At 73.9% G+C, this 20,668-nt stretch carries 17 protein-coding genes and 1 pseudogene; 12 read left to right on the top strand and 6 right to left on the bottom strand.

The genetic code is table 11. From position 1 onward, the window contains the following. Positions 1–13: 13 nt before the first annotated feature. Together ACWIX3_RS20585 and pabB are read left to right on the top strand one after the other, a co-directional pair. Entirely contained in the window at positions 14–1,393 is a 1,380-nt protein-coding gene (locus ACWIX3_RS20585; protein ID WP_448609212.1) for a bifunctional folylpolyglutamate synthase/dihydrofolate synthase, read from the top strand. Then, positions 1,390–3,258, top strand: a complete 1,869-nt coding sequence (pabB, locus tag ACWIX3_RS20580) for an aminodeoxychorismate synthase component I (protein WP_448609211.1) — start codon at positions 1,390–1,392, stop codon at positions 3,256–3,258. The genes ACWIX3_RS20585 and pabB overlap by 4 nt, the downstream gene beginning before the upstream one ends. A gap of 152 nt (positions 3,259–3,410) precedes the next feature. On the opposite strand, the gene ACWIX3_RS20575 is transcribed toward pabB, so the two are convergent. After that, positions 3,411–4,544: a serine hydrolase domain-containing protein gene (locus tag ACWIX3_RS20575; RefSeq protein ID WP_448609210.1), complete on the bottom strand. Its 1,134-nt coding sequence runs from the start codon at positions 4,542–4,544 to the stop codon at positions 3,411–3,413. A 243-nt stretch (positions 4,545–4,787) separates the two neighbouring features. After that, the gene (locus ACWIX3_RS20570; protein ID WP_448609209.1) at positions 4,788–6,527 is read right to left on the bottom strand and encodes an IlvD/Edd family dehydratase; all 1,740 of its coding nucleotides are present in this window, start codon (positions 6,525–6,527) and stop codon (positions 4,788–4,790) included. Between the two features lie 80 nt (positions 6,528–6,607). On the opposite strand from ACWIX3_RS20570, the gene ACWIX3_RS20565 reads away from it, so the two are divergent. From ACWIX3_RS20565 to ACWIX3_RS20545, 5 genes are read left to right on the top strand one after another with little or no spacing between them, the layout of a single operon-like run. Beyond that, positions 6,608–7,432 (top strand): IclR family transcriptional regulator, encoded by an 825-nt coding sequence (locus ACWIX3_RS20565; RefSeq protein ID WP_448609208.1) that lies wholly within the window; start codon positions 6,608–6,610, stop codon positions 7,430–7,432. After that, on the top strand, positions 7,429–7,971 hold the full coding sequence (locus ACWIX3_RS20560; protein WP_448609207.1) for an SMP-30/gluconolactonase/LRE family protein: 543 nt from the start codon (positions 7,429–7,431) through the stop codon (positions 7,969–7,971). Before ACWIX3_RS20565 ends, ACWIX3_RS20560 begins: the two co-directional genes overlap by 4 nt. Before the next feature lie 34 nt (positions 7,972–8,005). Continuing rightward, positions 8,006–8,857, top strand: a complete 852-nt coding sequence (locus ACWIX3_RS20555; RefSeq protein WP_448612491.1) for a fumarylacetoacetate hydrolase family protein — start codon at positions 8,006–8,008, stop codon at positions 8,855–8,857. A gap of 11 nt (positions 8,858–8,868) precedes the next feature. Continuing rightward, positions 8,869–9,885 carry a zinc-dependent alcohol dehydrogenase gene (locus ACWIX3_RS20550; RefSeq protein WP_448609206.1) on the top strand — a complete coding sequence of 339 codons (1,017 nt, stop codon included), beginning with the start codon at positions 8,869–8,871 and terminating at the stop codon, positions 9,883–9,885. Positions 9,886–9,896: 11 nt separating this feature from the next. Further along, positions 9,897–10,637, top strand: coding sequence for an SDR family NAD(P)-dependent oxidoreductase (locus tag ACWIX3_RS20545; RefSeq protein WP_448609205.1), 741 nt, complete (start codon positions 9,897–9,899; stop codon positions 10,635–10,637). Positions 10,638–10,811: 174 nt separating this feature from the next. Here ACWIX3_RS20545 and ACWIX3_RS20540 read toward each other — a convergent pair whose 3' ends face one another. Next, on the bottom strand, positions 10,812–11,540 hold the full coding sequence (locus ACWIX3_RS20540; protein WP_448609204.1) for an enoyl-CoA hydratase/isomerase family protein: 729 nt from the start codon (positions 11,538–11,540) through the stop codon (positions 10,812–10,814). A 557-nt stretch (positions 11,541–12,097) separates the two neighbouring features. On the opposite strand from ACWIX3_RS20540, the gene ACWIX3_RS20535 reads away from it, so the two are divergent. The 4 genes from ACWIX3_RS20535 (at position 12,098) to ACWIX3_RS20520 (ending at position 16,880) form a co-directional block, all read left to right on the top strand. After that, positions 12,098–14,629: a PEP/pyruvate-binding domain-containing protein gene (locus tag ACWIX3_RS20535; protein ID WP_448609203.1), complete on the top strand. Its 2,532-nt coding sequence runs from the start codon at positions 12,098–12,100 to the stop codon at positions 14,627–14,629. Beyond that, positions 14,619–15,257 (top strand): TetR/AcrR family transcriptional regulator, encoded by a 639-nt coding sequence (locus tag ACWIX3_RS20530; protein ID WP_448609202.1) that lies wholly within the window; start codon positions 14,619–14,621, stop codon positions 15,255–15,257. The genes ACWIX3_RS20535 and ACWIX3_RS20530 overlap by 11 nt, the downstream gene beginning before the upstream one ends. 583 nt (positions 15,258–15,840) lie before the next feature. Beyond that, on the top strand, positions 15,841–16,341 hold the full coding sequence (locus ACWIX3_RS20525) for a hypothetical protein (RefSeq protein ID WP_448609201.1): 501 nt from the start codon (positions 15,841–15,843) through the stop codon (positions 16,339–16,341). Between the two features lie 5 nt (positions 16,342–16,346). Next, entirely contained in the window at positions 16,347–16,880 is a 534-nt protein-coding gene (locus ACWIX3_RS20520) for a DoxX family protein (RefSeq protein WP_448609200.1), read from the top strand. A 372-nt stretch (positions 16,881–17,252) separates the two neighbouring features. Here the strand turns inward: ACWIX3_RS20520 and ACWIX3_RS20515 are convergent, their stop codons facing one another. After that, positions 17,253–17,648 (bottom strand): hypothetical protein, encoded by a 396-nt coding sequence (locus ACWIX3_RS20515; RefSeq protein WP_448609199.1) that lies wholly within the window; start codon positions 17,646–17,648, stop codon positions 17,253–17,255. Between ACWIX3_RS20515 and ACWIX3_RS20510 the strand changes: the two genes are divergently transcribed. Continuing rightward, positions 17,641–18,738: a hypothetical protein gene (locus ACWIX3_RS20510; RefSeq protein WP_448609198.1), complete on the top strand. Its 1,098-nt coding sequence runs from the start codon at positions 17,641–17,643 to the stop codon at positions 18,736–18,738. The genes ACWIX3_RS20515 and ACWIX3_RS20510 overlap by 8 nt on opposite strands. Here the strand turns inward: ACWIX3_RS20510 and ACWIX3_RS20505 are convergent. Continuing rightward, on the bottom strand, positions 18,726–19,034 hold the full coding sequence (locus tag ACWIX3_RS20505; RefSeq protein WP_448609197.1) for a hypothetical protein: 309 nt from the start codon (positions 19,032–19,034) through the stop codon (positions 18,726–18,728). The genes ACWIX3_RS20510 and ACWIX3_RS20505 overlap by 13 nt on opposite strands. Positions 19,035–19,760: 726 nt before the next feature. Next, positions 19,761–20,581, bottom strand: a pseudogene (locus ACWIX3_RS20500) (IS5 family transposase). Positions 20,582–20,668 lie beyond the last annotated feature (87 nt).

The raw sequence follows: 20,668 nt of genomic DNA, 5'->3' as shown, positions 1-20,668 counted from the left end.
CGTCGTCGACGTCATGCCCACCGGGCCGGTGGGGCTGATGGCGCCCGTCGGTGCTCCGCCGTCTCCCGCGGCGCTCGACCGGGTGATCCGGTACCTGCTGGAGGAGCTCGGGCCCCAGCGGGGCGCTGTCGGAGGGGGACTCACCCGCCCGCGGGCCCTGTTCGGGGCGCTGGGCGACCCCCAGGACCGCTTCCGCGCCGTGCACGTGGCGGGCACCGCGGGGAAGGGGTCGGTGAGCGCCTTCGTGGCGAGCCTGCTCCGGGCGCACGGGTTCCGGGTCGGTGTCCACCTGTCGCCGCACGTCTACTGCCTCCTCGAGCGGTTCCAGGTGGACGGCGGGCCGCCGCCGGCCGAGCTCGTCGACGCAGCGCTGGCCCGGATCCGGCCGGCAGTCGAGGCGGTGGAGCAGGCCGGGCACGGTCGGCCGTCCTTCTTCGAGGTCACCAACGCCATCGCCTTCAGCCTGTTCGCCGACCACGTCGACTACGGGGTCGTCGAGACGGGGCTCGGGGGGCTGCTCGACTCCACCAACACGATCTCCCGGGCGGACAAGCTCGCGGTGATCACGCCGATCGGCCTGGACCACCAGGACCTCCTCGGGGCCACGGTCCGCGAGATCGCGGCCCAGAAGGCCGGCGTCCTGCCCCTCGGCGGTCGTGCGGTCGCGGCTCGCCAACCAGACGCCGAGGTGGAGGACGTGCTCAGCGCAGAGGCGGCCCGCCGGAGCTGCGATCTCCGGTGGGTGGGCCTGGGCCCCCCGGCGGTGCGGGCCTGGACCGGGCCGGGCGGCACCGAGCTGCAGCTACGGGGCCAGCCGTCCCTGTCCCTGGGGCTCACGGGGCGGCACCAGGCCGGCAATGCCCACCTGGCGCTGCGTGCCATCGAGACACTGGCTGCGCGTGACGGGTGGTCCTTGGATCCGGATGCCGTCTGGCTGGGGGTGCGGAGCGCCACGCTGCCCGGTCGGTTCGAACGCCGTGCGATCGGCGGCGGCCGGACCGCGGTCCTCGACGGCGCACACAACCCGATGAAGCTCGCGGCGCTGGTGGCGACCCTGCAGGACGTCCATCCCGGCTCCCGGTTCCCGTGGGTACTCGCGCTCAAGCAGGACAAGGACCTCCGAGCCGCCCTGCGGGTCATCGCTCCCGCGGCGTCCGTGGTGGTCGCCACGCAGTTCGGCACCGAGGACGGCGACCATCCCGCCGGCACGTCCGTGCCCGCCGCGCAGGTCGCCGCGGCGGCGGGGGAGTGCGGCATCGCGGCCGTGGTGGAGCAGGACCCGGTGCGCGCGGTGACCCGGGCCGCGGATCGAGCCGGGGCCGGGCTGCCGGTCGTGGTCAGCGGCTCGTTCCACCTGCTGGCCGCGGTGCGATCGGCGACGGCGGCGCCGTGACGTCCGGCAGCCGGCCCGGGGCGCCGTGGGCCCGGTTCGACGACCTCCGCGCCGGGACCGCCGTCCGGTGCCCGCCGCCGCATCGGGTGCTGACCGCCGACCGGCCCGCGGAGGTGCTCGGCGTCCTGACGGAGGTCGAGCGGGCCACCGATGCCGGGTGGTGGGCCTTCGGCTACGTCGCCTACGAGGCCGCCGCCGGGCTGGACCCGACGCTGGCCGTGCACCCGTCCACGCCCCTGGACATGCCGCTGGTCTGGTTCGGGCTCTGCGACGAGCCGGTTCCCGTGCCTCCGCTGCAGCCGGCCGGCGCCGGCCCGGCCCCGACCGCTCGGTGGCGACCAACGTGGACACCGGCCGGGCACGCCCACGGCGTCCGAGAGGTGCGGGAGCGGATCGCCGCCGGGGACACGTTCCAGTGCAACCTGACCGTGCGGATGTCCGGCCGCGTGCCCGGGGACCCCTTGGCCCTGTACCGGGACCTGGCGCTGGGCCAGCGCGGGGCCCACAACACCTACCTCGACCTCGGCCGGTTCGCCGTGGCCAGCGCCAGCCCCGAGCTGTTCTTCGAGCGCCGCGGCGACCACGTGCTGCTCCGTCCCATGAAGGGGACGGCGCGGCGGGGCCGACACCGGGACGAGGACCGGCGCCTGGCCGCCCAGCTCCGTTCCAGCGCGAAGGAGCGGGCGGAGAACGTCATGATCGTCGACCTCCTGCGCAACGACATCGGCCGGGTCGCGGAGATCGGCAGCGTCGACGTGCCGGCGCTCTTCACGGTCGAGCGCTACGAGACCGTGCTCCAGCTCACCTCCGACGTCACGGCTCGTCTCCGTCCCGGAACCGGCCTGGTGGAGCTGTTCCGAGCGCTCTTCCCCTGCGGCTCGGTCACGGGAGCGCCCAAGGCGAGCTCCATGGAGATCATCCGGTTCCTGGAACCGGATCCGCGCGGCGTCTACTGCGGGGCCGTCGGCCTGGTCGGCCCACCGGACGCGCCGGTTCGGGCCCGCTTCAGCGTGGCCATCCGGACGGCCGTGGTGGACACCTCGTCAGGGGAGGCCGTGTACGGCACCGGGAGCGGCATCACCTGGGGGTCGGAGGTGTCGGCCGAGCACAGGGAGGTCCTCGCCAAGGCCGCCGTCCTCGCCGCGCGGCCTCGTGAGTTCGAGCTGCTGGAGACGATGCGTCACGACCCGCCGCGGGGCCTGCGCAACCGGGACCGGCACCTGCAGCGACTGGCGGACTCGGCCGGGCACCTGGGGTTCCGGTTCGACCTGCCGACGGCCCGGCGCACGCTGGCCGCGCGGCTGGCGGGCGAACCGGCGGCACGCGTCCGGGTCCGGCTCCGCCGCGACGGGACGCTCGCGGTCGACGTCGAGGCCCTACCTGCACCTCCGGCCGGCCCGGTGCTGCTCGCGCTCGACGACGATCCGGTCGATCCCGACGAGACCTGGCTGTACCACAAGACGAGCATGCGGGAGCGGTACGACCGGCGCCGCGAGCGGCGGCCCGACGTCGACGACGTGATCATGCTGAACACCCGCGGCGAGCTGACCGAGGTCACCCGGGCGACCCTCGCGGTGAAGCTGGACGGGCGGTGGTGCACCCCTCCACTGGAATCCGGCTGCCTGCCCGGCGTCGAGCGCGCGCGTCTGCTCGGGGCGGGCCGGCTGCGGGAGCGGGTGGTCCAGGTGGACGACCTCGAGGGGGCGGAGGGGTTGGCGGTGCTCAGTTCGCTGTGGGGGTGGCGTGCCGCAGAGCTGAGCACCGTTGGTCGGGAGGTGGTGCCCACCCGGGGCCGGGGCGGGCCGGCCCGGACCTCCCTCGCGGCGGGGAGTCCGGTGTCGGCAGCACTCATCGGCACGGGGTAGGGCTGTCGGTGTGGTGGCCAGCAAGCCGCGTCCCTCCGCGCGGGACGTGATCCGCTCCCGCACCTCGCGGCGGGCGTCGTCAGCCCTGGTCAGCGCGGGTCGCGCCACAGGCGCGGCCACGCGCCGCCACGGCTCAACCGCGGGCCGACGGTTCAGCTGGACGGTGGGTGCAGCCCCTGGAACTCCTCGATCATGGCGAACGTGCGTGCTCCCAACTCGACCTGGGTGAGGAGGATGCCGATCGTGCCGTCCGGGTCGACGAAGAAGTCGGTCCCCTGACCGCCCGACCAGCCACAGCGGCCCCGCCGTGGTCCCTCGGTCTGCACGCCTACGCCGAAGCCCCAGCCCATCCCCTCCCAGAAGCCGGGGAAGAAGCTCTCCGGCGTCTTGTTCTCGGCGGGTACCTGATCGCTGGTCATCTGCCGCAGGTGGTCCGCTGAGATCATCGGCTCCCCGTCGACTCGGCCGCCGGCGGCGAGCATCCGGGCGAAGCGGTGGAAGTCGCGGGCGGTGGAGACCAGCTCGCCGTGGCTGACGTCGAAGGGTGCTGGTCCTGCGTAGGAGCCACCACCGGCAGGCTCGGTCTCGACCAGGCCGTCATCGCCGTGGCGGTAGGCCGCGGGCAGCCGGTCGAGCTTCTCCTCCGGCACCCACAGGGCGGTATCGGTCATCCCGAGCGGCCCGCAGAGGTCCTCGGCCAGGTGCTCCCCGAGCGACCGACCGGTCAGTCGGGTGATGAGGATGCCGAGCAGGCCGAACGAGTGGTGGTACCGCCACCCCTCTCCCGGCTGGAACGCGAGCGGGAGCTCGGTCAGTCGGGCGAGCCACTCCTCGGCACCCAGGGTCAGAGGCTCCGGACCGGCTTCGGTGCCGTTGTCGGCCATCGCTCGCTGCAATGGGGAGTCGACCAGCGCCATCCCGTAGCCGGAGGCGTTCGTCAGCAGGTGGCGAAGGGTGATGGAGCGGTGGGCGGGCACGGTGTCGCCGAGCTCCGCCGTGGGGCTCGACAGCACGCGGCGGTCCGCGAGCTCGGGCAGCCACTCCTCGAGACCCTGGTCGAGCTCCAGCCGGCCCGCCTGCACCAGGCGCAGCGCCGCGACCGAGGTGATCGGCTTGGTCATCGACTGGATGCGCATGATCGCGTCCTCGCGCATCGGGCCGCCCCCCACGGCGGCGACGCCGGCGGTCACCACCGGCGCGTCTCCGGAGCCGAGCAGCGCAACCGCGCCCGGTACGGTGCCGGCCTCGACATGACGTCTCAGCAGTTGCTCCACGGTGGTGCTCACCCCGACGACCCTGCCACGGGCAGATCCGGGAGCCCACGATCCGGGAGCCCAGGAGTGCACGGAGGGTCGAGCGAGCGGGGGATCGCGCCCCGGGTCCCGGGATCCGGTCCCCTCCAGCGTTGCAGCGGCCGGGTCGTGCAGTCGACGGTGACCTGACCGCGCTCGCCCGGGTGAGCGCCCTCGCTGGTCATGCCGCCGCCGGCGGGCGCCACGACCAGGCTCATCAGCTCGGCGATCGGGTGGTCAGTGCGACTCCCGGCTCACCCGGGACCCGCTGGAGCCGAGCAGGAAGTCCAGGTCGGCGCCGGTGTCGGCCTGCAGCACGTGGTCGACGTAGAGCCGCTCCCAGCCGCGCCGCGGATCGGCGAACCCGGCGACGGTGGCCTCGCTCGGCGTGCGCCGGGCGAGCTCGTCGTCGGGCACCTCGACGTCGATGCGGCGGGCCGCGACGTCGAGGCTGATGACGTCGCCGGTCCGCACGAGGGCCAGCGGGCCGCCGGCGGCGGCCTCGGGGCTGACGTGCAGCACGACGGTGCCGTAGGCGGTGCCGCTCATCCGGCCGTCGCAGACGCGCACCATGTCGCGAACGCCCTGCTCCAGCAGCTTCTTCGGCAGGGGCGTGTTGGCGACCTCGGGCATGCCGGGGTAGCCCTTCGGACCGCAGCCGCGCAGCACGAGCACGGAGTCGGCGTCGACGTCGAGGTCGGGGTCGTCCAGCCGGGCGTGCAGGTCCTCGACCGAGTCGAAGACGACCGCGCGACCGCGGTGCTCCATGAGGTGCGGGGAGGCGGCGGCCGGTTTGATGACCGCGCCGGACGGGGCGAGGTTCCCGCGCAGGACCGCGATGCCACCGTGCTCGACCAGCGGCTCCCGGCGCAGCCGGATGACCTCCGGGTCCCAGATCGGCGCGTCGTCGAGGTACTCGACCAGCGGCTTGCCGGTGACGGTGAGCGCCGTCGGGTCGAGCAGGTCCCGGACCTCGGCCAGCACGGCGAGCAGCCCGCCGGCGCGGTGGAAGTCCTCCATCAGGAACCGGCCGGCCGGCAGCAGGTCGACCAGCACCGGCACGCCGGAACCGATCCGGTCGAAGTCCTCGAGGGTCAGGTCGATCCCCAGCCGCCCGGCGACGGCCAGCAGGTGGACGACGGCGTTGGTCGACCCGCCGATCGCGGCCAGCGCCACGATCGCGTTGGCGAAGGACGCCTTCGTCAGGAAGGTGGACGGCCGCCGGTCCGCCGACACCATCTCGACCGCGAGCCGGCCGGTGCCGTGCGCCGCCGCCAGCAACCGGCTGTCCGGGGCAGGCGTGCCCGCGACACCGGGGACGACGGCGCCGAGCGCCTCGGCGACCAGCGCCATCGTCGAGGCGGTGCCCATCGTGTTGCAGTGGCCCCGGCTGCGGATCATCGACGACTCCGAGCGCGTGAACGCCTCCTGCGACAGGGTGCCGGCGCGGACCTCCTCCGACAGCCGCCAGACGTCGGTGCCGCAGCCCAGCGGCACGCCGCGGAAGGTCCCGGTCAGCATCGGGCCGCCGGGGACGACCACGGCGGGCAGGTCGACCGAGGCGGCGGCCATCAGCAGCGACGGGATGGTCTTGTCGCAGCCGCCCAGCAGCACCACGCCGTCGATCGGGTTGGCCCGGAGCATCTCCTCCGTGGCCATCGCGGCCATGTTGCGCCACAGCATCGCGGTGGGCCGGACCTGTGTCTCACCGAGGGAGACCACCGGCAGTTCGAGGGGGATGCCGCCGGCCTCCTGGATGCCGTCACGCACGGACCTCGCGACCTCGGTCAGGTGGCTGTTGCACGGGGTCAGGTCCGAGGCGGTGTTCGCGATGGCGATCTGCGGGCGGTCGAAGGCGTCGCCAGGTACGCCCCGGCGCATCCACGCCCGGTGGATGTAGGCGTTGCGGTCCTCGCCGGCGTACCACTGCGCGCTGCGCAGCGGGGATCCGGCGGTCCGATCGCGTCCTGACGTCATCGGGCCTCCCTGGTCGCGTCGACGGACGATCACCACCGCCTTCCAACTGCCGAGACGATGGTCTAGCTTCTGGAATCACGATGGAGACTACGCAGCCCAGGCCCGGAACGACAGCCGCTGGTCGGGACGCCGTTCCGCCGCTGCACGAGAGCCGCCTGGTCGGGTCGGACCGGGTCCTCGCCGTCCTCAAGGAACTGGCCCGCTTCCCCGACGGCGTCGGCCTCGAGGAGCTGACCCGTGCCATCGGCAGCCCCAAGCCGACGGTCCACCGCGCGCTGGCCTCGCTGCGCCGCGCCGGTCTGGCCGACCAGGACGCCCGTGGTCGCTACGTGCTGGGCGACGAGTTCCTGCGGATGGCCTTCGCCCACCACGAGGCCCGCCCCGACCACGTGCGGGTCCGCCCGGTGCTGGAGGCGCTGGCCGCGGAGTTCGGCGAGACCGCGCACTACGCGGTGCTCGACGGCCGGGAGGTCGTCTACCGGGCGAAGGTCGACCCTCCGTCCGGTGCGGTCCGGCTGACCTCGACGATCGGCGGTCGCAACCCCGCTCACTGCACCGCGGTGGGCAAGCTGCTCCTCGCCTCCCGCCTGACCGCCCGGGACGACGTGACGGCGTGGGTCGCATCAGGGGACCTCGCCCGGCGCACGCCACGCACGCTGTGCTCGGTCGACGAGCTCGACGCCGACCTGCGCGGGAACCGCGCGCGCGGGTTCGCCGTCGACGACCAGGAGAACGAGGTCGGGGTGAACTGCCTCGCCGTGCCGGTGTTCCTCACCTCTCCGACCTCCCCGTCGGGAGCCGTGAGCATCAGCGCCCTGACCTACCGGACGCCGCTGAGCGCACTCGTCGACGCCGTGGACGAGATCCGCGGTCTGCTCGGACCCCTGGGGGAGGGGCAGCGGTGACCGAGGTCCCCGTGGCGACCGACGAGGTCCACCCGCTCGCCGAGGGCCCGGTGCGGAACGCCGCGTGCGACCGGCTGCTGTGGGTCGACATCCGCGCCGACACCGTGTTCCGGGGACGGCTGGACGGCGGGCGCATCGGGGTCACGAGCCGCCAGGAGCCCGACGGCACGGTGGGCGCGGTCGCCGTCGCCGCGGACGGCGCGCTGCCGGTGGCCGCGCAGGACCACCTCGTCGTCCTGCGGCCGGACGGCGCACCGGAGGACGGCCGGCAGGTCGTCCCGGCCGGTCAGGGGCGTCGGCTCGACGACGGCGCCGTCGACCCGGCGGGCCGCTTCGTCGTCGGGACGCCGTCCCTGGACGGGCCCTCCGGGCCCGAGGTGCTGGTCCGCCCCGACACCGTCGGGATCCGCACGCAGCTCGACGGCGACCTGACGCTGTCCGACGGGCCGGCCTGGTCCGCCGACGGCCGCTGCACGTACGGCATGGACACCCTGCACGGCCCGCCCGTGCCCGCCTGGTGGGGTTCTGCTGCCTCCTGATCCCCCGACCTCCTGGAGCACCTCCGTGTACCTCATGCGCATCGGCGCGCCCGGCGCCGAGAAGCCCGTCGCGCGTCTCGACGACGACACCTACGTCGACCTCTCCGACGTCGTCGACGACGTCGACGAGGCATTCTTCGGCTCCGGCGGTCTCGACCGCGTCCGCCCTGTCGTGGACGAGCGCGCCGCGACCGGTCAGGTGTCCCGGTTCGCCGGCGAGCGGATCGGCGCACCGATCGCCCGGCCGCACCAGATCCTGTGCATCGGGCTGAACTACCGGGACCACGCCGCGGAGACCGGGCAGGCGGTGCCCGATGAGCCGATCCTGTTCACCAAGTCGCCCAACACGCTGATCGGCCCGGACGACGACGTGCGCATCCCGCGTGGGTCCACCAAGCCCGACTGGGAGGTCGAACTCGGCATCGTCATCGGACGGCGCACCAGCTACCTGGACTCGGTGGAGGAGGCACGCGAGGCCGTCGCCGGGTTCTGCGTCGTGAACGACGTCAGCGAGCGCGCGTTCCAGATGGAGCGCGGCGGTCAGTGGGTCAAGGGCAAGTCGGCCGAGACGTTCAACCCCGCGGGCCCGTGGCTGGTCACCCCGGACGAGATCGACGACGTCCTCGCCCTCGACATGTGGCTGGACGTCAACGGAGTGCGCCGGCAGACCGGCAACACCAGGACCATGGTCTTCGACCCGTGGTTCATCGTCCACCACCTGTCCCAGTTCCTGGTCCTGGAGCCCGGCGACCTGATCGACACCGGCACCCCGCCGGGCGTCGGCATGGGCTTCCGGCCCCCGGTCTGGCTGCAGCCCGGCGACGTCATGGAACTCGGCATCCAGGGTCTGGGCTCACAGCGGCAGTGCGTCCTCGCGCCGCGGTGAGCCCGCGGACCATGCGGGCCCACGTCCTCACCGGGCCCGGCGAGAGCTCGGTGCAGGAGGTACCGGCCCCGGTGGCCCTGCCGGGGGAGGTCGTCGTCGACGTCGAGCGGGTCGGCGTCTGCGGCACCGACGTCGAGTTCTCCACCGGGGAGATGGCCTACCTCCACCAGGGGCACGCCGCCTACCCCATGCGCCTGGGCCACGAGTGGTGCGGTCGGGTCGCGGCCGTCGGCCGAGGCGTGGACCCCGCCTGGCAGGGCCGGCGGGTCATGGGCGACACCATGCTCGGCGACGGCACCTGCCGCCGCTGCCGTCGCGGGCACCAGCACGTCTGCGAGCACCGGCAGGAGGTCGGCATCCGCGGCGGGCGACCCGGAGCGCTGGCCGAGCAACTCGCCGTGCCGGCCACCTCGCTGCACGCTCTGCCCGACTCGGTGGACCCGGTGATGGGGTCGCTCGTCGAGCCGGGGGGCAACGCGCTGCGCGCGGCCCGGGCGGCCGACGTCGGCCCCGGCGACCGGACGTTGGTCCTGGGGCCCGGGACGATCGGCCTGCTGGTCGCGATGTTCCTGCGCGCCGCGGGTGCCGAGGTGCACCTGATGGGCGTCAGCCCGGCCTCGCTGGAGTTCGCCCGTGGCCTCGGCTTCGAGCACGCCTGGACCGAGCAGACCCTCCCGGACCTCCCGTTCGACGCCGTCGTCGACGCGTCCAACGCCGTCCACCTGCCGGCCCTGGCCCTGGAGCGGGTCGAACCGGCCGGCCGCGTCGTCTACATCGGCCTTGCCGGCAGCCCCAGCACCGTCGACACCCGGGACCTCGCCCTCAAGGACGTCACGGCCGTGGGGATCCTCTCCGCCTCACCCGGCCTCGCCGCCACGATCGCCGCCTACGCCGCCGGTGAGGTCGACCCGCGCCCGCTGGTCGCGGCCACCGTGGGCCTGGACCGGGTCGGCGCCGTCCTGGCCGGCGAGCGGCCGGAGGGCGCGGGTCCGGGCCCCAAGATCCACATCGATCCGGGACTGCCCTGAAGGAGAGCGGGATGGACGACTTCGGAGGGCTGGTCGCCCTGGTCACCGGCGGCGCCAGCGGCATCGGCGCCGCCACCGCACGGCTGCTGCGGCACCGTGGCGCCCGGGTCGCGGTCCTCGACCGCAGCACCGACGGCGTGCCCGAAGGGCAGTTGGCGCTCTCCTGCGACGTCACCGACCGCGCCGGCGTCGAGACGGCCGTGACGACGGTGGCCGACCGGCTCGGCGGGATCGACGTGGTGGTCGCCAACGCCGGGATCGGAGCCGTGGGCGACGTCGCGGCCAACGACGACACCGAGTGGGCGCGGGTCCTCGACGTCAACGTCACCGGCATCGCGCGGGTCACCGCGGCGTCGCTGCCCCACCTGCGGCGGTCCGGACATGCCGCCGTCGTCACCACCTGCTCGGCGGTCGCCTTCGTCGGCGTGCGGCAGCGGGCGCTCTACGGCGCGAGCAAGGGTGCGGTACTCGCGCTGACCCTCGCGATGGCCGCCGACCACGCGGCGGAGGGCATCCGGGTCAACGCCGTCGCTCCCGGCACCGCGGACACCCCCTGGGTCGCCCGCCTGCTCGCCGCGGCCGAGGACCCGGAGGCGGCCGCAGAGGCGCTGCGCCGGCGCCAGCCCCTGGGCCGCCTGATCACCGCGGACGAGGTCGCCCACGCGATCGCCTCGCTGGCCTCCCCGCTGGCCGCGTCGACCACCGGCACCGTCCTGCGGGTCGACGGCGGCATGACCAGCCTGCGTCTCTGATGGTCGTGCCCACGGTCTCCACTGCGCCGAGATGGCACACGCCTGGGGGTGCGGGCGCGTGATCCGACCGCCCGCACCGGCCCTGCTGCAGTGGCGGACGCCGTTCCGGCTCCACGCCGTCAACCTGCCGCCCGCCGCCACGGCTGCCCGGTTCGTCCGGGAGGGGGACGGCGTTCACCGCCCGGTCAGCGCCGCGAGCGCGGCCTCGATCCGCAGCCGGGTGTCGTCGGAGGTCCAGCCGTCGAGGACGGTCGTGTCGCCGTCGGCGGTCGCCTCGATCGCCGCGTGCGCGGGGCGGTGGAGCTGCACCTTGGCCAGTCGGTAGGACTCCGGCGACCGGGCGGCCAGCTCAGCCGCCAGCGCGACCGCCCGCGGGAGCAGCGCGGCGGGCTCGGTGAGTTCGTCGACCATCCCCAGGGCCAGCGCCCGCTCGCGGTCGGTGGTCTGCGCGCCGAGGAGCACCGGGCCGGCGCGGGAGCCGAGCGCGTGCCGGACGACCTCCAGGGCGGTGGTCGGGAAGGGGACGCCGACCGCCAGCTCGGTCAGCCCGATCCGTCCGCCCGACATCAGCCGCAGGTCGCAGGCCAGGGCCAGCACGCAACCACCGGCGATCGCGTGCCCGTTGACCGCCGCGACCGTCGGCCGTGGATGGTCGAACACGACGCGGAACGTGCGGGACAGCGCAGTCAGGAGCTCCTCGGTGTACGGCCGGCCGCCGTCCAGGATCCGGCGCAGGTCCACCCCAGCGCAGAAGCAGGAGCCGCTGCCGGTGATGACCAGCGCCCGGTCGGATGCCGTCACGGCCTCGGTGAGGGCGTTCAGCAGCTCCACGTCGAGGGCGCCGACCCGGCCGTGCTCGATGCGCAGGACGGCGACGTCGTCCAGGTCCTCGGTGATCAGCATCGGGCCCTCCACTTGTTCGAGCAGCTCGCGACGGAACTGTGCCGGATGTCCGCGCCGCCCGGTGCGGCTCCTCCCAGGGGTCGGGAGCCCCATGGGTCCGGTGACCCGGCTGCGGAGGACGGCGGGCACACCATGTCCAGCCGACGCGGGTCACCGCAACCGACGGTCGACCTCAGGGGCGTCGGTCGGTGACCCGTAGTGGCGCGCCGCGGTGCTCCTCCGCGGCATCGGCCGTCGATGGCAGCCGCAGCGGTCCCAGCAGGAGCCGCACCGCACATCGGCGTCCCCCGCTCATCCAGTAGTCCAGATCCTCGCGCAGCACTGGGTGGGCTGCGGGACGTGCCACGCGAGCGGGCTGGTGGTCGAGCGGTGGGAGGACTCCAGCAAGACCCTGCTGACCGAGTCACGACGGACGGCGCAATGGACGTTGCATCTGCGGCTGTCGCGACGTAGCGTCGATAGAAACGCTCCGTTTCGATCGGCGGGTATCCGGGAGGCCGGGATACCAGCCGATCATGCGCACCACGCCGCAGCCCCACTCCCGTCAGGAGCGCGTCATGACGGACACCCTGCACAGCCACGATCACCAGCTGGTCGTTCCGATCTCGGCGCTGGGCCGCGGAGACCTGGCTCTGGCCGGCGGGAAGGGTGCCAACCTCGGCGAGTTGGTGCGCGGCGGCTTCCCCGTCCCCGATGCGGTGGTCGTCTCCACCGCCGCCTACGCCGGCGTCGTCGAGAGCAACGGGCTGGCCGCGAGGATCGAGGCGGGCCTGCGGGCAGGTGACGGCGCCGCAGGCATCCGTGCCGCCTTCGAGAGCGCCACCGTCCCGGACGGGCTGCGAGCGGAGATCCTCGAGGCCTACGCCGTGCTCGGCGGTGGCCCGGTCGCGGTCCGTTCCAGCGCCACCGCCGAGGACCTGCCCGGCGCCGCGTTCGCCGGGCAGCAGGACACCTGCCTGAACGTCGTCGGCGAGGTCGCGCTCCTCCAGGCGGTGCGCCGGTGCTGGGGGTCGTTGTGGAGCGAGCGGGCCATCGCCTATCGCGACCGACGCGGCGTCGACCAGGCCTCGGTGCGGATGGCCGTCGTCGTGCAGCGGATGGTGCCGGCCGAGCACGCCGGAGTGATGTTCACCGCCAACCCGGTGACCGGTGCGCGCGACGAGGTGGTGATCGATGCGAGCCCGGGGCTGGGCGAGGCCGTCGTCTCCGGGCTGGTCACCCCCGACCACTACGTGCTCGACGCCGGCGGCGCCGTCCGGCAGCACGTCCCCGGCCGGCGTGAGGTGGTCATCCGGGGCGTGGTCGGCGGCGGGGTGGCACGTAGTGCCGAGGAGCCGGTGGACGCTCTGCCCGACGAGGTGGTGGTCGAGCTCGCCAGGCTGGGTCGGGCCGTCGCGGGACACTTCGGGCGTCCCCAGGACATCGAGTGGGTCCGCGCCGCCGGGCAGGTCTGGCTCGTGCAGACCCGTCCGATGACCGCACTCCCGCCGCCCCCGCTCCGGCTGGGCCGGATCCGGCGCCGGCTCGGCCAGCAGCTGCTCGACTACTTCACCGACCGGCCATACCCACTCGACGTCAGCGCTTGGATACAGCCGGGCATCGGTCGGCTCGTCGAACGGATGCTGGCCGAGATCCCGGGACTGCGCCTGGAGATGTCCGACGTGCTGCCGGAGGTCGATGGGGTCGTCGACCGGTTCGTGCCTCCGCTGCCCCTGCCGACCCGAGCGGTGCTGACCGCGCCCGCACGCCTGGCTGTCCGCATCCGCCGCTTCGCACCGGCTGCGTGGGAGCGCGATCCGCGCTTCGACCGGTTCCAGCGGGAGGTGCGGCACCTCCGCGAGGTGGACCTGACCGGGCTCACCTGGACGGATCTCACCGCGGTCGCGCGTCGGGCGCTCTCGGCGACGGACCTGGTCACGGACCTGCGGGTGGACTACCTGCCGCGCGTCGGTCACGACCTCCTGCGCCTGCACCTCCTGGTGTCGTTGCTGGGGCTCCGGGCGCTGTCCGGGCAGCTCACCCTGGGCACGCGGACCCGGACCGAGGACGCCAACCGCGCGCTGGAGGGCCTGGCTGCCCAGGTCCGGCAGGATCCGGTCCTGCGCGATGCGTTCGCCGACCTGGACGGCCCGGCCCTGCTCGAGCGGATCACCGACGATCCCGCATGCGGCGCGTTCTCCGCGGCGCTGGGGGAGTTCCTGGCCGGGTACGGACACCGCGAGACCACCAGCCCGCTGCTGATGTCCGCTCCGACCTGGGCGGACGCGCCGACCACGGTGCTCGCGCTGGTGTCGGTGCTCGCGGCCGGTCCTCCGCGGCCGTCCGGACCCGGGCCGGCTGCTGCGGCTGAGGACCGGCTGGTCGGCCATCCCCTCGTCCGCCGCACGGGGACGGCTGAGGGCGCGCGGCGGGTCGTGGCGGCCGCTCGCGCCGGCATCGCCTTCCGCGAGGACTCGCACTTCCATGTCACCGCGGTGTTGCCGGTTCTGCGCCGGGTGGCGATGGAGGCCGGCAGCCGGCTTGCGGCGGTGGGGGTGCTGGCTCTCCCCGAGGACGTCTTCCACCTGCGGCTGGAGGAGCTGGAGCACTGCGCCGATCCACCACGGCTCACGCCGCATGACGCCGACCGGTTGCGCACGCTCGTGCGCGCCCGCTCGGCCCGGCGCGCCGAGCTGGCGGGCGCACCGATGATCAGCCGGGCCTCTCTGTTCCCGCAGTCCGACGCCGGCACCGCCGCGCTGCTCCGCGGCGTCGCCGCCAGCGGTGGGCGGGTGACCGGGCCGGTCCGCGTGGTCGGCGGTCCGGCGGAGTTCGGCACGCTGCGCGACGGCGAGGTCTTGGTCTGCCCCTACACCAACCCCGCGTGGACCCCCCTGTTCCAGCGCGCGGCAGCCGTCGTCGTCGACTCCGGCGGCTCCGGGTCGCACGCGGCGATCATCGCCCGCGAGTACGGGATCCCGGCCGTCATGGCCACCGGGACGGCGACCACGGTCCTCGCGGACGGCCAGGTGGTCACCGTCGACGGCGACGCCGGGCTCGTCGTCGAGGCCGGTGCGGCCGACCGGCCCGCTCGGCAGCGTGACCGCTGACGTGCGCAGGGACCCCGACGTGCGCGACGTCCTGGAGGGGCCGCGGCGCCGACACGGTCAGGCCCTCGTCGCGGCCATCCTGGAGGCGACGATCGCCGAGGTCGACGAGGTCGGTTACGCGAACGTCAGCATGGAGAAGGTCGCCGAACGGGCCCGCGCCAGCAAGGCCTCGGTGTACCGCCGCTGGCCGGGCAAGGTGGCGCTGGTCGTGGACGCCGTCCACCACGCTCTGCCCGACCCGGCAGCGCTGGCCGACACCGGCACCCTGCGCGGGGACCTGCTGGCCGTGCTGCGGGCCGCGGGGGAACAACTCGCGGGACCGGCTGGACGGGCCATGCGGGGCGTGCTCGGCGACGTCTTGCGCGATCCCGCGCGCGCCGAGCAGTTCCGCGCCCGGGCCCGGGGCAACAGCGCAGCGATGATCGAGACGGTGCTGCGTCGGGCGCACCAACGCGGTGAGCTCGACGTCGACGCCGTGACCCGACGCCAGCGGGAGGTCGGGCCCGCGCTCATGCGCTACCACTCCTTGACCAACGAGGGACCGGTGCCCGACGAGGTGATCGTCGAGATCGTCGACGAGGTGGTGCTTCCCCTGCTGTGGTCGCGAGAGGGGGGCGAGCCGCGCTGAGCGGCGAGACGGCGCCGGGAGGACGCCGGTAGGTGCTCGGAACGGATCGCGGGCGGGGCGCGGACCCGGGAGCGCTGTCCGGAACGTCGGAACCGCAGGTCGCGCATGAGCGGACGTGGGTCGCCCGGGACCTGGACCTGGTCGGGTGGGCGACCTCCACCGCGGACTTCGGCGGGGGAGGCGCGCCCGGATGCTCCGCCGCCGGCCCGGACAGGGACCTGCGGCCGTGTCCGGGTCCTCGGCGGTCCCCTAGCGTCGCTGCCGCGGTGCGCGCGCTCCCCACGCGGGTGCGTGCCCACCGAGTCGTACGAGGAGCAGCCATGGCACAGGGACTGTCGACTCCGATTCCCCTCCGTCCCGGTCGTTCCGCCGGTGGAGCGCCCGCCGGTGCGGCTGCGCACCGGCCCCGCCGGCCGGCGCGACGCGCGACAACTCGGCAACTCACCGATGCGTCGAGCGGACCGGCCACCGGTTGCTCGGTCGGCCTGGCCCCGGTCGGCCTCGTGGGTGACGCCATGGTGGGGGTTGCAGCCGCGCTCAGCGAGCCGCTGGGCCTGGCCGGTGAAACGGAGCGAGGCGCGGCATGAGCCCCGCGTCTCGCCGGGTCGCCGGCATCGTCCTCGTCGTCCTGCCCACGGTCGTCATCGGCGGGGTCAGCGTGCTGAGCCTGCTGATCGGTGACCCGGGCTACCGTGACAACCCGCTGCGGCAGGACCTGTGGCGCGCCGGTCATGCGCACGCGGGCGTGTTGTTGCTCCTGTCCCTGGTCGCGCTTCGTTACGTCGACGAGACCGGGCTGTCCGAGCGCGCCCGCTGGTTCGTGCGGCTCGCATTTCCCACCGCCGCTGTCCTGCTGCCCGTGGCGTTCTTCCTGTCCGTCCTGATGCCGCAGGACCGAGAACCCAACGCGATCATCTACTCCGCCTACGCCGGGGCCGTCGTCCTGGTGGCAGGGCTGCTGACCCTCGGCATCGGCCTGCTGCGGGCCACGACGTCACGGCCCGCCCTCGGCGGGGCCCCCTCGCCACCGGCTCCGCGCGAAGCCCATGCCCGTTCGTCCTCACCAACGCCTCCGAGGGGTTGATCCTCATGATCTTCCTCGTCGTCCTCGCGCTCGCCACCGCGGTGGCCGCACTCGTCCTGTGGCCGTCGTCCGGCCGGCGCTCCGCCCGCCGTGCGGCTCGCCTCGGCATGGCCGCCGCCATGGTCTTCGCCGGGGTGGCGCACTGGGTGATGCCGGCACCCTTCGTCCAGCACCTGCCGCCGTGGGTGCCCGCCGCGGAGACCCTCGTGTTCGTGACCGGTGCGGTCGAGATCGCCCTCGGCGCAGCACTCCTCCTCCGCCAGCCGTGGCGGCGCCGCGCCGGTCTCGCGCTCGCCGCCTACCTGGTCGCCGTCTTCCCGGCCAACGTGTACGTCGCCGTCGCCGGCGTCGACGTGGAGGGGCAACCCGGCGGCTGGTACCCCTGGCTGCGACTGCCCCTCCAGGTGCTGTTCGTCGCCTGGGCGCTGTGGAGCACCGAGTGGGACCTCCAGCAGTTGCGCGCTGCGGTGAACAGGCTCGTCGGCAGGACCCCTCGGGCCGAGGAGGTCTCGTCGGTGGCCTCCCGGACAGAGAGGTAGAGGGACCAGTTCGTCCGGGCAGCTCCCACGGATGCTTCACCGCGGTCGCCGCGGGGCGACGCTGCGCGCGCGGCGCCGAGTGGCGGCTCGGCGCGGATCGCCTCGGCCCCCGGTACCGCTCACGAGGCCGCGGTGCGCCGCGGCGACACGGTTGAGCTCTGCACCGAGGGGCTGATCGAGCAGGGGCTGCCTTCCCTCCTCCCGTCCGTCTCCGGCGACGCCGTTCCTGCGCGCGACGCTTCGAGGGTCCGGCGTGCTCATCGCCTCATCCCGACTCGACGATGCGTGCGCGCCGGCTCGGCCGGTGCGAGGAGGGCTGTGCCTGAGGGCGAGCGTGCTCCTCCCGGGCAGCGCCTTCCGCCGCCCGTGCTGCTACGCCAGCAGTGACACCGCCGCCATCCGTTGCAGGTGCCTGACGTAGGTCTCGAACGTCCAGCCCCAGGTGCCGACCAGGCGCTGGTGGAGCATCGGATCGATCAGGACGTCGGCGATGGCGGCAGCCTGTTCGGGATCGAGTCCGGGCTGCAGCCCGCCGAGGTCGGCGACGCGGCCGATGACATCTCGGGCGCCCTCGGCCCGCTGGTCGTCGGTCGTGGCGAGGAGGGCTGCAGCCTCGGGGTCGGCGTCGGCTGCCACGACGAGGACGTGGTGGAGCGTGGCGAGCCGCTGGTTGATGGCGGCGTTCATGGCCATCCATGCGGCGAGCAGTTCGGCGGGGTCCTGGCCCTGCATCATTCGCCGCACCTCCGGCCGGTCCGCGATGGCCACCGGTTCCTCGTCGCCGGCCAGCGTCCAGTCGAAGGCGAGCTTCAGTACGGCGGCCTTCGCGCCGACCGAGGTGAAGACGGTCCTGCGGCTGACCCCCCGACCCAGCGCCGACGCCGGCCTGGGCGCCCTCCGTCACCCGAGCGCCTTCGAGGCCGCCTGCCGGGCAATTCCCGGGCTGGCCGAATGGACCGACGCCCGCGTCGCCACGCCCACCAGCGGCGTCATCGTCGGTGGTGGGTTGTCCAACACCTACCGGCAGCAGCTCGGTCGGCCCGGTCTGGTCGCCATCGGTGATGCAGTCGCGACCACGGCGCCCACGGCGGGCCGGGGGCTCGCCATGGCCAGCATGCAGATCGGCGCGCTCCTGCAGCTGCTCGACACCGGCGCCGACCCCGCCACCATCGCAGCTCCCTTCGGCGCTTGGTGCGACACGGGGATCCTCCCGTGGGTCGAGGACCACCTGGCCTTCGACGCCGAGTCGGTACGCCGCTGGCAAGGCCATGACCTCGACCTCGCGCAGCCCCTGACCTCGGCTGCCATCGTCGCGGCCGGCCAAGCCGACCCCCGGATCGAACCGCACGTCGCCGGCTTCGTGGCCATGACCGCGTTGCCGGCGTCGCTGGCTGCCGCCGAGCCGCTGGCCCGCGCCGTCTACGAGACCGGCTGGCGTCAGCCGACGGCCGGAGGCCCCACGCGCGACGAACTCGTCTCAATCGCCGAGTGGGCGCAAGCCAGCTCCGGCGCCCGGCTCGAGACGCCGGTGGCGCCGATCCCCAGCTACCTCGAGAGGAGCGCATCCATGAACGGCCGCCGGCTTCCGATCGCGACGCTGCCGGCGGTCGAGGCGGTGCAGACGATCGACGCCACGGAGGTCGAGCCCGGACACGTCCTGGAGGACCGGCGTGCCGCCGGCGAAGGCCGAGTTCGGCGGCACCGGAACACCAGCCCACAGCCCGTCGGTCAGGCGGCCCGGTCGAGCGGCCACGAGCACGCCGCCCGCCATCCCTTCGCGACATCACCGGGGTCGGCACAGCGCGCCGCGCATGTCGTCGGTGTCTTCCCCACCACGGCTGATCACTACGACTGCTGATCGGCCCTCGGGATCGACGAGATGGTGGAGCCGGTCCAACGCTGGCCGGCCACCTCGAGCTCGCGCACCTTCAGCGAGCCGATTTGGATCTCCTCGGCGCGCAGTCTCCGGATCACCGCGTCAGCAATCGCGAGCCGGCCGACGGCCATCGCGCCGACGGCGGTGACGGCGAGCGCGAGAGGCCCCATCGCCGACGGCCCGAGGATGCGGGCGCCGACAGCCATCGCGCCGGTGACGCTCGCCGTCTTGGCGGTGGAGCCGGTCCGCTGGCGACGGATGCTGATCATGCTGGACATGGCGCCTCCTGTGGCCGTCCCTCGGGCGTGGCAAGCCACCGTGGCGCCTCCGGCACGCCTGCGCAACCACCGGTGGGCGTCGAGCCGTCGGTCTCGAGTTGCGGCGTGATCCTCGGAGTACTGGTCGGTCTGGCGTGTGACTCCACCATCTCCACGGCCTGCCGGCGCCTACGTGCACAACCGCCCGTGGGCCCGTCATCCCATAGGCCGCCCCGCCGTCGAGGCCAGGCGCCGAGCTGCCTCAGCAGACCAATGTGCTCGCGGCGGCCCAGTGCTGGGCGAACCGACCGCCCTCGACCCGGAACAGATGAAGAACGTCCATGCGACAGCACTGCCAGTAACCGGGACGCCGGCCAGCAGTGGGGATCCTCGAGGCAACGTGTTGGCCAAGAGGTGTCAGGTGGACCGCGACACGGTCGTCGGCCAGTTAGGAGTCGAACTCGGTCGTCCTGGCGAAGTGGGGCTGGCGACGTGGAGCCGGTACAGCTCCATGGTGTGCCGCTCCCCGTCACGATCCGACCGAGTGCCTGTTCACCGTGGGTTGCGCTGTCTCACCATCTCGTCCCAGGCCGCTGCAGGCACCTGACGCCATCTTGTTTGCGCACTCCGTCACCGCAGCGCCAGGATCGGAACTGGGTGGTCACGCACCGCCGGCGGCAGAACCGGCGCATGCCGCGCAGCCGGGTAGCGACAGTGGAGGGCTCGGCGGTCTCAGAAGACGTTGCATTAGTTCGTCGGTGATCGCCGAGCGCGGATGAGGGTGACGGCCAGGCGGGCCAGGGTGGTGATGGTGACGGCGGTGCGGTCGTAGCGCAGGGCCAGGCGCTCTTAGGACAGCAGCCAGCCGAGGGTGCGTTCAACGACCCAGCGGTGCCGGCCCAGCCGCTGGCTGGAATCGACGCCGATCCGGGCAATGCGGGCGGTGATGCCCCGGCGGCGCAGGCAGCGGCGGACTCGCGGGTTGTCGAAACCCTTGTCCCCGTGCAGCTTGACCGGCCGCCGGCGGGGATGGCCGCGGCCGCCGCTTGATCGCGGGCATGCCATCGAGGATCGGTTCAACGAACAGGCTGTCGTACCGGTCCGCGGCCGAGACCAGCACGTTCAGCGGCAGCCTGGTGGCGTCGACCAGCAGGTGGTACTTGGTCCCCGCCTTGCCGCGGTCGGTCGGGTTCGGTCCGGTCAGCGCACCCCCTTTTCGCCCGGACGCTCACCGAGTCCAGGCTGGCCCGCGACCAGTCCAGCCGGCCCTGCTCACCCAGTCGGTCATGCACGGCCTGGTGCAGGCGGTCGAAGACGCCGGCGTCGGCCCACTCGTGCATCCGGCCCCAGCAGGTCCAGCCGGAGCCGTAGCCCAGCTCGCGGGGCAGCTTGGTCCAGCTGGTGCCGCTGGAGAGCACGAAGGCGATGCCCTCGAGGACGTCCCGATCCGAGGTACGCGGTCGCCCGGTTCGACCGTGCACCGCCGGCGGCTGCGGCGGGATCAGTGGCTCGGCCAACTCCCACAGCTCGTCACTGATCAGCCGGGGCGGCGGTGAAGACGCCGACAAGGACATACGCCGTAGCCTGCGGCGGACCGTCAGGACGGGACAGATCCCGACGACCTACTTTCGCAACGTCTTCCCAGCTGTGCCGTG

It is taken from the genome of Geodermatophilus sp. URMC 60 (assembly GCF_053502585.1).
The sequence above is the reverse complement of the archived record's forward strand: the minus strand, read 5'-3'. Positions and strand labels throughout refer to the sequence as shown.

Coding starts and splice junctions, on each gene's coding strand:
- ACWIX3_RS20545 (WP_448609205.1), top strand. CDS start 9,897: ATGGACGACTTCGGAGGGCTGGTCGCCCTGGTCACCGGCGGCGCCAGC.
- ACWIX3_RS20570 (WP_448609209.1), bottom strand. CDS start 6,527: ATGACGTCAGGACGCGATCGGACCGCCGGATCCCCGCTGCGCAGCGCG.
- ACWIX3_RS20540 (WP_448609204.1), bottom strand. CDS start 11,540: ATGCTGATCACCGAGGACCTGGACGACGTCGCCGTCCTGCGCATCGAG.
- ACWIX3_RS20520 (WP_448609200.1), top strand. CDS start 16,347: ATGATCTTCCTCGTCGTCCTCGCGCTCGCCACCGCGGTGGCCGCACTC.
- ACWIX3_RS20585 (WP_448609212.1), top strand. CDS start 14: ATGCCCACCGGGCCGGTGGGGCTGATGGCGCCCGTCGGTGCTCCGCCG.
- ACWIX3_RS20535 (WP_448609203.1), top strand. CDS start 12,098: ATGACGGACACCCTGCACAGCCACGATCACCAGCTGGTCGTTCCGATC.
- ACWIX3_RS20510 (WP_448609198.1), top strand. CDS start 17,641: ATGGCCACCGGTTCCTCGTCGCCGGCCAGCGTCCAGTCGAAGGCGAGC.
- ACWIX3_RS20565 (WP_448609208.1), top strand. CDS start 6,608: ATGGAGACTACGCAGCCCAGGCCCGGAACGACAGCCGCTGGTCGGGAC.
- ACWIX3_RS20550 (WP_448609206.1), top strand. CDS start 8,869: ATGCGGGCCCACGTCCTCACCGGGCCCGGCGAGAGCTCGGTGCAGGAG.
- ACWIX3_RS20555 (WP_448612491.1), top strand. CDS start 8,006: ATGCGCATCGGCGCGCCCGGCGCCGAGAAGCCCGTCGCGCGTCTCGAC.
- ACWIX3_RS20505 (WP_448609197.1), bottom strand. CDS start 19,034: ATGTCCAGCATGATCAGCATCCGTCGCCAGCGGACCGGCTCCACCGCC.
- ACWIX3_RS20525 (WP_448609201.1), top strand. CDS start 15,841: ATGAGCCCCGCGTCTCGCCGGGTCGCCGGCATCGTCCTCGTCGTCCTG.